The sequence below is a fragment of the Nocardioides terrae genome (assembly GCF_900112345.1).
GTDB classification, from domain to species: Bacteria; Actinomycetota; Actinomycetes; order Propionibacteriales; family Nocardioidaceae; genus Nocardioides; species Nocardioides terrae.
Genome location: NZ_FOLB01000027.1, coordinates 1 through 10,898 on the forward strand (window position 1 = coordinate 1; position 10,898 = coordinate 10,898).

A 10,898-nucleotide genomic window follows, 5' to 3' on the forward strand; every position below is an offset into this window, starting at 1 on the left:
CAGGTTCGCCTGGGACAGGTAGGCGGCCGCACGGCGGAGGACCTCGTTCTCCTGCTCCAAGAGTCGGATCCGCTTGTTCGCTTCACGCAGCTGCTTGCGCTCGTCCTCGGTGATACCGGGACGGTTGCCGTCCTCGATGTCGGCCTGCTTCAACCAGTTGGTCAGCGAGCCTTCGGAGACGCCGAAGTCCTTCGCGATCTGTGCCAGCGGCGCCTGGCCCTTGCGGGCCACGGCCACGACGTCGTCGCGGAACTCCTTGGGGTAGGGCTTTGCCACGGGGACATCCTTCCGCCTGAGGCCGAAACCTCAGAGGTCAGGTGTCAACCAAACTCGGGGCAGACCCCGATCAGGTAGAGCGGCCCGCTGACGCCTTGCTCGCGTGCGATGCGATGGGCGTCGTCGTTCGTGATTGCCATGGCCGCATCCTCTACCAAGGCCATCCACAGGTCGCGAGCTACCCGAACGCTGCCGGAGTGAAGCCAGGCAGGCGGCCGACCTGACTGCCTTTTCGCATCTGCCGCACGAGCAACACGGCGCCCGGCCAGACTCAGGGCGGCATCATAGGGAGCCTCATGACACCCACGCTGGTCTACCTCCACGGCATCGGCGCCGATCACGACGACGCTTGGCGCGATGTGTTGGATGCTGCACTGCGAGCGGTGGGCTACCCGGGCCTCGACGGTGTCGAGTGCCGTGCCCCGAAGTACCCCAACACCCTGCGTTACCCGAGCGACGAGCATCACCCGCTGCCGCCGCAGACGGTGCGATCCCTGACAGGAGATGCGCGTGATGAGGTGCGGTGGCGCGTGGAGCGAGCAACGGCCGACCTCGAGCGTGCGCTCAGCGCCCACACCGCGGGGAGAATGACGCCACTGGTGGCCGAGACGGTGCCGGCGGTGATGAAGGTGCTCCCGCAGGCACGGCGCTATCTCGAGGACGATGCCACCCGGGCCAACACGCTCCACCGGGTGCTCGCCGCACTTCCCGAGTCGGGTCCGATCCTGCTGCTCGCCCATAGCCTGGGCAGCATCCTCGCTGCCGACCTGATCACCCGGTTGCCCGTCGACATCGAGGTCGTCGGGATGATCACCCTCGGCTCGCCAGCCGGCCATCTCGGCCTGCACAAGGGCAGCGACCGGCTCGAGGCGTTGCGTGAGCCCCCGCCGCATCTCGCCTGGTGGCTCAATGTGTGGGGCGGCGCGGATCCTGTCACCGGCATGCGCGGCATCTCCCACCGGTTTCCCTGGGTGCTCGACATCGGGCTACCGAATGTGCGGCACCCGATGGCGAACTACCTCGGTTCGGCGACCGTCGCCTCGGCCGTCGGGCGTGCTCTGTTCGGCAGCCTGAGCGGCGAGATCGCCGTATCCGAGGTCAGTCTCGAGCCACAGATCGATGACGTCGAGCTGCATGCCTACCTGCTGCTGACCTACGCGTACTTTCTCGCCGGCCACTTGCCCGAGAAGCGGCGCTCGCGTTTCCGTGCCGCGCTGGAGGTGACGCGTGCCGACCTCACCGAGCGCCTCGGACTCACCGATGTCAGCGAGCCGCCGGACCCGGCGCGGTTGCGCACGTTGTCGAAGTCGACCGCGTTGCTGCCACTTCTCGGTATCGCAACGACGAACCCGGTGGCCCCCTATGACGTCGCGATCAACACGGCGGCCCGCCGCGAGGCTCTGCACGACCTGGTGATCTGGGTCGGTCTCTACAGCGGCTACAGCCGTTCGCTGCAGCAAGCGCTCACGCAGGCGTCGACGGCGATCGCTCCGACCTGGATGGACCGTGCGTGGTTGCGACCGCGCCGGCCGAGCGCCCTGAGCCGGCTCGACCCTGTCGAGCTGGCCGCCATCCGGCTGGTTGCAGCCGAGCTTGCCCGACAGCGCGAGGGGCTCGACTCCGACCCGCAGGTCTACTCGACGTTGGCTCGTGCCGAGAGCGATGTGCTGCGAGATCGAGCACGCCTGGTTCCGTACTCCGAGCCGCGAGCGCCGGCCGTTCGCCTGCTCGAACGTCAGGCGCGCGCTCTGGCGCGTGCGCTCCACGTGCTGGAGAAGCGGGGTCTCAACCCGACCGTTGCTGCTCGGAGCGAGGAACGTGATGCAGGAGCGTGGTCACGCTAGGTGACCCCATGATCGTTGTGCCTGACCTCCGGCCGGTGTCGGGCTGGTGCGTGCCGCCGACGGCAGACCGGTGGCGTCGTGACATCCCCCTCGAGCGAGGAGGCGCGGACGGAGCGAGAAGATCTTTGGTACGTCCAGTTCTCAGACGTTGCCCAACTCGTCTCTGAGGACATATACCCCGCCGCGGGCTTCGGCGTTCCAGGCCGTCGCCTCGATGGCAGTGCTGGTTGACAGCGCTCCCCATGGTCCTGGCTACTCTTCGGACCCCCACCGGAAAAGGGAGGCGTCTGTCCTGGGCGCTGGACACCGCGGGCGCGGGATGTCGTTGCGGGGGCGCCTCGCGGTGGCTTTCGGCGCATCATCGGTGCGCCTGCCGCACTGGTAAGAACACGATCATCGGCTGCCACGAACCTTCGAAGCACAACAGCTTGAAGGAATGGAGGACGGTCCTCATGCCACTGCTCAGCCCCGGAGATTCCTTCCCCGCACTTCTGCTGAATCAGCCCGGCGGGGAGACCTTGACGATTCCGGATGCCTTCGCCGGCAACTTCGGCGTCGTGCTGTTCTACCGAGGATCGTGGTGTCCTTACTGCAACGCCCAGCTCGGCGCCTTCCAGCGAGCCGGTGAGCGGCTCCGGCAGGTAGGAGTCCAGGTCGCTGCACTGTCGACCGATGACGAGGCGACGACCACCGACCTGGTTGCGAAGCTCGGGCTCACCTTCCCGGTCGGCCACAGTGCCGACGCCGTTGCCGTCTCCGCGGCCACGGGAGCGTTCGTGAGCCCGGGACGCGGCAACCTGGAATCGACCGGGTTCGTCCTCGACCCGTTCGGAGATGTCGTCGTCAGCGTCTACTCCAGCGGTGCCATCGGCCGGCTCCTGCCCGATGACGTCGTCGGGCTGGTGCGCCATGTGACCGCACAGCGCGCGGGACGGTAGTGGCAACGTCTTGCTCACCACCGAGACCGAGCCTCGTCACGTTCGGTGAACCAACTCGGGCCAGCCACACCTCATTCGCACCGGCGTAGTCGGACACGGATCCGGCTACGCCGGTGTCAAGACGAACCAGATGCGCGGCGCAGTCCGTTGGCAGCGATCCACCCCGGACGTACCGCTCCTGCAGCTGCCCGTCCACCACCACGCCCTCGGTGTCACGCCGCCGGCGGCTTTTCGCACGCACCACCCTCGCCGATCGAGGTTCCATCATGCGCGGTGTCCCCAGCAAGCCCACCCCGAAGCCGTTTCAGCCGCGTCCGGCCACCCGGCCGACCGAGGCGATTGTCCCGGGAAGTATGACGCGGTGACCTCCGACCACCGCATCTTCGCTATGAGGCGCAGGTTCGGGCGACGGTGGTGACTGACGCGATCACGTCGAAGGGTCATGCTGGCTTGGTCGTCGGTCCGGGAGGTCCAGGGATGCGCGCAATTCTTGAAGTGGCCCGGGCCGCCCGAGCAGGAAGCCCTGCACGAGCGAGACGTTCGCTTCGCGGATGAGCGCCAACTGGTCCGTAGACTCCACGCCCTCGGCAACCACCGCCATGTGCAAGCGGGCACACATGTCCACGACGCCCTCGAGCAGGCGTCTGCTTCGCCCATCGTCGGCCGCGGTGGTGAGGAAGGTGCGGTCGAGCTTCACGACGTCGGCCGGGAAGTGTTGCAGGTAGTTGAGTGAGGCATGTCCCGCACCGAAGTCGTCGATCGCGATCCTCACTCCGAGGGTCCGCAGGGCCTCGACGTGTCGTACGACCGTGGTCAGATCGTCGACGAGTGCCGATTCGGTGATCTCGACCTGGAGGAATCGGGGGTCGAGGTCGTGAGTCTCCAGGAGATGCCGTACGGACTGTTCCAGCGCGGGCCGCGCAAGAGTGACCGCCGAGAAGTTCACGCTGATGGAGACTGGCCGGCCAGCATCGGCGAGCTCGCGGGCCGCGCTGACAGCTCGGGTCAGCACGAACCGGTCGATTCGGCCGATGACGCCGGTGCGTTCGGCGGCGGGGACGAAGCTGGCGGGGCTGACGTAGTGGCCGTCCGGCCGGCGCCACCTGACAAGTGCTTCGACGGACTCGAGCGCGCCGTCGCCGACCCGGAAGATCGGCTGATAGAACACCTCGATCGCGCCGGATCTCATCGCGCGGCTCAGTCGAGCCGAGACGGCAGCGTCCTGGAGGCGGCTTCTGATGGTGCCGTGGTCGCCGTCCGCCAGAGAGGCGATGAAGAGGCCGACTGCCATGAAGATCGCCGATCGCAGTAGCCATTCCCCCGGCGATTGTGGCGCCATGGCGTCGACGTCCGTTGGAAGCAGTGGTCCGGCCAGGACGCCTGCAGCGGCCGTGGCCGGCAGTGCGCCGGCCGTGCCGAACCGCACTGCGGCTAGCGCGATGGGCACGTAGAACAGATGGGGCGCTGGCGACTGGGATCCGCCGAGAAGAAGCGAACCGATCCACGCACCGAGGAGGGCGACGATGATCGCAGCGGTCGCACCGACGCGGTCGCACTGGGCGAAAGAGGCGTAGAGCCGAGTCCCGTGCTCGCCCAACGTGCCGCGGGTCGTCTCGTAGCCTCGGCCTAGTGCGGATGAGATGCGCAAACTGGCGGTCCTCTCTGCTCTCTGAGCGCGCACCGTCCGGTGGATGAGCGCGCCGACGGTCCCCTTCTGGGGCGGACCCCCGAGAGGCTGCTGCACGGCCCCGCCGTCAGTGCGGAAGCAGAACCTGCCATGCCCCCGAGGCGCGTAGGTCGACCCAGATCACGTCTTGCGCACGCCGGTACCGGCCCAGTACCGATGAGCAGTGCTTGCACCGCAGCACCGACCCGGGATCGCGCGCGAAGGCCTTCTCGTCGGCAAGCGGTGACTGGGCGCCGCAGTCACGGCACGTGACTTCAGCGCCTGTCACGTCGATGGCAAAGGCCTCGGCGCGTGAGCGCTCCACCGCATCACGACGGGTCTCGGCGTTGTCTCCTGCCTCCATGGGCTGCTCCCGGCCTTCTCCAAGAAGGGTGGCTGAACCCCGAGTAGCCGCACAACGTCCGGTCGACCCGAGCTCACTGGTGCGGGTTGGTGGCGGTGGGCACGGCCCGCCTTACGTGGTGGTGACGCCGGCAGGGCAGATCCTTCGCCGGCCGCTCCCCGATGGGAAAGAGACGAGGGCGACGACGACACCAACGGCTCGAGCGTGGGCAGGGCCGGTCGGCTCGTCTCACGGACCCATCCGAGGACCGGGCGTGTGGTCACGCTGGTCGAGCCCCAACCTGATCGAGGTCCAAGGTCATGAGCATCCACTACGCAGTCATGGCGGCGACGGGCGTCAACGACGCCTCCAAGACCCTCACGAACACGTCGGACGACCCCCTCGTCTGCGACACCTTCGCCGCCGCGAAGGAAGAGGTGATCGCGCGCGCCGACCACGTCTTGGGGTATCTGGTCGCGACCGATCGGAACTATGCGATGTCGGTGGAGTCTCGCGACCGTCAGTTCGAGGTCCGGTTCGAGTACGGGCCGGCCTCCCCCGAACCGGATCTCCCCTTTCAGATGGTCCTCGAGGTCTGCCCGTGCGTCCTCACCCACGGACGCGTCGAGCCGGTCGACCTGGACCGACTCACCAGCGCGCGCTCGCTCGCCTCGAACCAGTCGACACTCCGACGTCACCCAGGTAGAGAAGAGGACATGACATGAAGCTCAGGCACGGCCTGGCCGCCCTGACCGCCGCGGCATTGATCGCGTCCCTTGCGGCGTGTGCAGGGGATCCCACGGGACCGACGGCCGAGGCGGGCTCGGACACGATCGTGGTCGGCTCCGCAGCATTCGGGGAGAGCGAGATCCTCGCGGAGATCTACGCCGGCGCGCTCAAGGCGCAGAGCATCCCTGCCACGACGAAGCTGGACATCGGAGCCCGTGAGGCCTACATCGGTGCCGTCCGGGACGGCAGCGTCGACCTCTTCCCCGAGTACACGGGCAATCTGCTCCAGTACTTCGACCCGACGGCGACCGCGACAGCACCCGATGAGGTCGTCGAGGCGCTCAAGGAGGTGCTCCCGGATGCGCTGGACGTGCTGGAGCCCGCACCGGGGCAGGACAAGGACTCCCTGAACGTGACCTCGCGGTTCGCGGCGGAGAACCATCTCAGCTCGATCGAGGACCTCGTCGCCATCACCGGGCTCAAGCTCGCCGGCAACCCCGAGTTCAAGACGCGTGCGTTCGGACTGCCGGGCATGGAGCGGATCTACGGGTTCCAGGATGTCAGCTTCACCTCCATCAGTGACGGAGGAGGCCCGGCCACCTTGAAGGCGCTGACGTCCGGGAAGGTCGACGTGGCCGACATCTACTCCACGACGCCATCCATCAGTCAGAACCACCTGGTGACGCTGGACGACCCGAAGGACCTCTTCGCTGCCCAGAACGTCATCCCGCTCATCCGGGCCGATGCCCGGACGAGCAAGGTCGATTCCGTGCTCAGTGCCGTGTCGGCGCAGCTGACGACCGACGATCTTCTCGAGTTGAACGAGACGTTCGCCGGTGACGACAAGCCGTCCGCCGAACGGGTCGCGGCGCACTGGCTGAAGGACAACGGGCTCGCGTAAGAGCTCGGCCCTCGGGCGAGACCAACTCACGCACTGCAGCTGGAGGTTGGTCGTGCCGGCCCCCAGCAACCTGCACGGCCTGTCACGGCGACGGAAGGAGCACGACGTGATCGAACGCTCAGACGCCTTGGTGTTGTTCGGTGTCTCCGGCGACCTGGCCTTCAAGAAGCTCCTGCCGGCGCTGTACGAGCTCGCGCGGGCCGGGCGACTGCCACCCCGGATCGTCGGGGTCGCCAGGTCCGACTGGGACCGGAACACGCTGGCTGCGCGTGTGCGGAAGTCGGTCGAGGCGGCCGTCGGGTCGCCCGACAGCGCAGCGCTCGAGGAGCTGGTCTCGCGCCTGCGGATGTCGCCCGGCGACTACTCCGACCCGGACACCTATCGCCGGCTGGCCGAGGTGCTCGCCGATGCCAGCGCGCCGACCTTCCACCTGGCGGTCCCGCCGGCACTGTTCCCCCGGGTCTCGAGCGGGCTGGCGCAGGCGCGACTGGCCGAGCGTGGCCGCATCATCGTCGAGAAGCCGTTCGGTCGTGATCGAACCTCGGCCCGCGCCCTCAACGACTGCTTGGCATCGGCTTTCGACCAGGACCGCATCTTCCGGATCGATCACTACCTCGGCAAGGAGTCGGTCGAGGGGCTGCTCGTGTTCCGGTTCGCCAACGCGCTGCTGGCGCCGGTGTGGAACCGCACCTACATCGACAACATCCAGATCACGCTCGCCGAGGACTTCGGCACGCAGGGCCGGGCGGGCTTCTACGACGACGTCGGTGCGATCCGGGACGTGCTGCAGAACCACTTGCTTCAGGTGGTTGCCCTGCTTGCGATGGAGCCCCCGATCGCGCAGGACGCGGACGCATATCGCGACGAGCACGTCCGCGTCCTGCGCCAGGCGGTCGCACTCGATCCGGCAGCCACCACGCGCGGCCAGTACGTCGGCTACCTCGACGAACCGGGAGTCACGCCCGCTTCCAGGACGGAGACGTTCGTCTGCACGACACTGTTCATCGACTCCTGGCGCTGGGCCGGCGTTCCGTTCCACCTGCGCACCGGCAAGGCGATGGGAGCTACGGCGACCGAGGCGGTCGTCGAGTTCCGACAGCAACCACAGATGCTGTTCACCGGCCCGGAGGACGGCGTTCCGGTCCCCAACCTGCTTCGCTACCGCCTCGGCCAGAACGACGGGGTCACCCTCTCCGTGCAGGCGAAGACGCCCGGCAGCTCGACGGTCAGCCAGTCCGTCGAGCTCACCGTCGACTTCGCCACCGCGCTCGGTCATCGCCAGGAGGCCTACGAGCGCCTGCTCGACGACGCGTTGGAGGGTCGACAGCACCGCTTTGCCAGAACGGACACGATCGAGGAGGAGTGGCGCATCGTCGAGCCCATCCTCGACATGCCTGACCGCCCGTCGCCGTACTACGAAGGCACCTGGGGACCACCCGAGAGCCGCCCGGGTGACGGCGAGTGGCACGAAGTCTCGTTTGCTCGATCCCGCTGACCGGCCGACGCACGACGTGGCGATGACGCCGCTCGGATCAACCCACGAAGGAACGGTCTCATGCAGGACCTCGTGTCAGCCTCCATCCTCGCCAGCACCGACCGGCCGCGTCGGCTGGCCTTCGCATCGGCCGTGCTCGCACTCGTCACCTCGTTCGCCGCCAACGCTGCGCCGGTGCCTCTCTACAACGTCTACCGGGCCGAGGATGGGCTCACCAACGCCCAGATCTCGATGGCGGTCGTGGCGTACTCGCTCGGGACCATCGCCTCACTGCTGGTCCTCGGGCGAGTGTCCAACCACGTAGGCCGCCGTCCAGCGGCCCTCGTGAGCCTGATCCTCACGATGGCAGGGTGCCTGGTGCTGCTGAACGTGCACCACGTCGCCCCTCTGCTGGTCGGGCGCCTCTCGATGGGCCTCGGTGCCGGCCTCGCCAGCAGCAGCCTCACCGCCTACATCGTCGACACCGCGCCTGTGAAGCCGCGCTGGCTCGCGTCCGTCGCTTCCAGCCAGGGCCCGATGTTCGGCCTCGCCCTGGGCGCCATCGGGTCAGGCGTCCTGGTTCAGCTCGCTCCGTGGCCGCGTGACCTTGTGTACGTGAGCCTCGCTGTGGCGCTCCTCGCATCGGCCGGGCTGATCGGACTCAGCCCCGAGACGGTGCCGGCGACATCCGGGGTTCGGCGTTCCATGCGGCCACAGGTCCGTCTCCCCCACCATGCGAAGCCCTTGGTCGGCGTCGCGGCGGCGGTGTTCGTTGCGACGTGGGCGACTGGCGCCTTCTACCAGGCCTTCGTGCCCGCCCTGATCGAAGACCAGCTGCACACCGGGAGCCCCCTGGTGCTCGGCATGGTGTTCGCCGCCTACATGGCCTCCAGCGCGCTCGGCGCACCACTGGGGGGCACGTTCACCCCGGCGACCGGCCAGCGTGTGGGCATGGGCGTCTTCCTCGTCGGGATGATCGGACTCATCGCCGCGATCAGCACCGGCACGCTGGCACTGTTCATCGCCGCGACCGTCGTCGCTGGGGCCAGCCAGGGCATAGCGATCAGCGCCGCGGTCCGCGGCCTACTGGCCGGAAGCACCGTGTCCGACCGTGCGCCCATCTTCAGCGTGATCTACCTGATCTCCTACAGTGGCGCCGCGTTCCCTAGCCTGGTCGCCGGACAGTTCTCGCACGCGATCTCGGTCCCCCACATCGCCTTCGCGTACGGAGGTCTCGCGCTGCTGGCGACGTCGTACACCGTCGTGGCGGCGCGCGACCCGCAGGAGAGGTAAGACCTCGCAGCGCTACCGCGACTCACGGTCCGGCGAGATCTTCACCGCCATCGAAGAAGACAGACGACTGAGGGAGACAACGCTATGAGAGCCATCACGGTGACCGACCGGGCGGCCGGGCCGGCCGGCATGACCCTGACCGAGCGGCCCGATCCGCCGGCAGCCATCAACGACGTCATCGTCGAGGTCCGCGCATCCGGGTTCGTCCCGACGGAGACGGAGTGGCCCTCCACGTGGACCGACCGCGCCAACCGGGACCGGACGCCGTCGATCCCCGGCCACGAGATGGCGGGAGTGGTGACGGCCCTCGGGTACGGGACCACTGGCCTGTCCCTCGGACAACGCGTCTTCGGCCTCACCGACTGGCATCGAGACGGCACCTTGGCCGAGTACGTGGCCGTCGAGGCCCGCAACCTCGCACCGCTGCCTGGCGACGTCGACTTCACGGTCGCTGCCAGCCTTCCGATCTCCGGCCTGACCGCATGGCAAGGCCTGTTCGACCACGGCCACCTCCGCGCCGGGCAGACGGTCCTCGCCCACGGAGCTGCTGGTGCGGTCGGCACGATGGTGACCCAGCTCGCTCGAGAGTTCGGTGCTTACGTCATCGGCACGGGACGCGCCGCCGACCGCACCAAGGCTCTCGACTTCGGTGCACATGAGTTCGCCGATCTCGAGAGCGACGCCCTCGAGGACGTCGGCGGAGTCGATCTCGTCTTCGACGTCATCGGGGGGCCTGTCCAGGAGCGATCGGCGCGCCTGGTCCGTCCGGGTGGGACTCTGGTCTCCGTCGTCGGTCCGGCGGAGGCATACCCTGCGGACGGCCTGGCCGTGGACTTCGTGGTCGAGTCCGATCGCGCGCAGCTGGGTGAGCTTGTCCAGCGCGTTCGCGATGGGCGCCTCCGGGTGAACATCGACAGCGTCACGCCGTTCGACGAGGCCATCACGGCACTCAACCCCACCCAGCGGCGCAACGGCAAGCCCATCATCAGCATCCGTTCCTGAAGCCCGGCCAGCGACCCGCGGCGCCGACGGCTCGCCAGAGGTCGTGTTGCCGGAGGCGTCGCGGCTCCGACCTAGCTGTGATGCCCAGGCACGTTGGTCGAGATCGTGTGACGACACGATCTGAGGTGTAGGTGGGTGAAGGCCTCCCCGGTGTGGAGTGGAGCTGTTGAGAAACCGCTCCGCCACCAAAGGAGGCCTTCGTGTCCCACGCTACTCATGCCAACGCCGCCCTGACCCCTCGCGCCCGCCTCAAGATGGCCCGACTCATCGTTGACGGGGGCTGGAAGATCCCGCGCGCCGCCGAGCGCTTCGACGTGTCGTGGAAGACCGCGAAGAAGTGGGCTGATCGCTACGAGGCCGAAGGGCCAGCCGGGATGCTGGATCGGTCCTCCCGTCCGCACCGTCAACCGAACCGGACCCCGGCCCCGGTGG

The 10,898-nt window shown here is 68.1% G+C and carries 11 protein-coding genes; 8 read left to right on the plus strand and 3 right to left on the minus strand.

The features are described from left to right. Positions 1-276, minus strand: a 276-nt coding sequence (locus tag BM236_RS18445) for a transposase (protein WP_217645412.1), incomplete at its 3' end; no start/stop codon positions are given. 296 nt (positions 277-572) lie between these two features. Between BM236_RS18445 and BM236_RS18450 the strand changes: the two genes are divergently transcribed. Then, the gene (locus BM236_RS18450) at positions 573-2,120 is read left to right on the plus strand and encodes a hypothetical protein (RefSeq protein ID WP_139230172.1); all 1,548 of its coding nucleotides are present in this window, start codon (positions 573-575) and stop codon (positions 2,118-2,120) included. Positions 2,121-2,572: 452 nt separating this feature from the next. Further along, complete coding sequence (locus BM236_RS18455; RefSeq protein WP_091126732.1) at positions 2,573-3,058, plus strand: redoxin domain-containing protein; 486 nt, start codon at positions 2,573-2,575, stop codon at positions 3,056-3,058. 427 nt (positions 3,059-3,485) lie between these two features. On the opposite strand, the gene BM236_RS18460 is transcribed toward BM236_RS18455, so the two are convergent. Then, complete coding sequence (locus BM236_RS18460; protein WP_139230173.1) at positions 3,486-4,655, minus strand: EAL domain-containing protein; 1,170 nt, start codon at positions 4,653-4,655, stop codon at positions 3,486-3,488. 157 nt (positions 4,656-4,812) lie between these two features. Beyond that, entirely contained in the window at positions 4,813-5,088 is a 276-nt protein-coding gene (locus BM236_RS18785) for a DUF6510 family protein (protein ID WP_139230174.1), read from the minus strand. A gap of 299 nt (positions 5,089-5,387) precedes the next feature. Here BM236_RS18785 and BM236_RS18465 point away from each other — a divergent pair, with 299 nt between their 5' ends. The 6 genes from BM236_RS18465 to BM236_RS18490 form a co-directional block, all read left to right on the plus strand. Next, positions 5,388-5,792: a hypothetical protein gene (locus BM236_RS18465; protein ID WP_091126735.1), complete on the plus strand. Its 405-nt coding sequence runs from the start codon at positions 5,388-5,390 to the stop codon at positions 5,790-5,792. Continuing rightward, positions 5,789-6,697, plus strand: coding sequence for an ABC transporter substrate-binding protein (locus tag BM236_RS18470; RefSeq protein ID WP_091126737.1), 909 nt, complete (start codon positions 5,789-5,791; stop codon positions 6,695-6,697). The genes BM236_RS18465 and BM236_RS18470 overlap by 4 nt, the downstream gene beginning before the upstream one ends. A gap of 106 nt (positions 6,698-6,803) precedes the next feature. Continuing rightward, positions 6,804-8,192 carry a glucose-6-phosphate dehydrogenase gene (gene zwf / locus BM236_RS18475; RefSeq protein WP_091126742.1) on the plus strand — a complete coding sequence of 463 codons (1,389 nt, stop codon included), beginning with the start codon at positions 6,804-6,806 and terminating at the stop codon, positions 8,190-8,192. A 60-nt stretch (positions 8,193-8,252) separates the two neighbouring features. Then, the gene (locus BM236_RS18480) at positions 8,253-9,464 is read left to right on the plus strand and encodes an MFS transporter (protein ID WP_091126739.1); all 1,212 of its coding nucleotides are present in this window, start codon (positions 8,253-8,255) and stop codon (positions 9,462-9,464) included. Between the two features lie 84 nt (positions 9,465-9,548). Next, positions 9,549-10,466 (plus strand): NADP-dependent oxidoreductase, encoded by a 918-nt coding sequence (locus tag BM236_RS18485; RefSeq protein WP_091126741.1) that lies wholly within the window; start codon positions 9,549-9,551, stop codon positions 10,464-10,466. A 254-nt stretch (positions 10,467-10,720) separates the two neighbouring features. Beyond that, positions 10,721-10,898 (plus strand): helix-turn-helix domain-containing protein (locus tag BM236_RS18490; protein WP_245750264.1); only part of this gene is annotated, 178 nt, incomplete at its 3' end.

What these genes read in the sequence shown, in the direction of transcription:
- BM236_RS18450 (WP_139230172.1), top strand. Translation starts at nt 573, where the DNA reads ATGACACCCACGCTGGTCTACCTCCACGGCATCGGCGCCGATCACGAC.
- BM236_RS18455 (WP_091126732.1), top strand. Translation starts at nt 2,573, where the DNA reads ATGCCACTGCTCAGCCCCGGAGATTCCTTCCCCGCACTTCTGCTGAAT.
- BM236_RS18785 (WP_139230174.1), bottom strand. Translation starts at nt 5,088, where the DNA reads ATGGAGGCAGGAGACAACGCCGAGACCCGTCGTGATGCGGTGGAGCGC.
- BM236_RS18465 (WP_091126735.1), top strand. Translation starts at nt 5,388, where the DNA reads ATGAGCATCCACTACGCAGTCATGGCGGCGACGGGCGTCAACGACGCC.
- BM236_RS18470 (WP_091126737.1), top strand. Translation starts at nt 5,789, where the DNA reads ATGAAGCTCAGGCACGGCCTGGCCGCCCTGACCGCCGCGGCATTGATC.
- BM236_RS18480 (WP_091126739.1), top strand. Translation starts at nt 8,253, where the DNA reads ATGCAGGACCTCGTGTCAGCCTCCATCCTCGCCAGCACCGACCGGCCG.
- BM236_RS18485 (WP_091126741.1), top strand. Translation starts at nt 9,549, where the DNA reads ATGAGAGCCATCACGGTGACCGACCGGGCGGCCGGGCCGGCCGGCATG.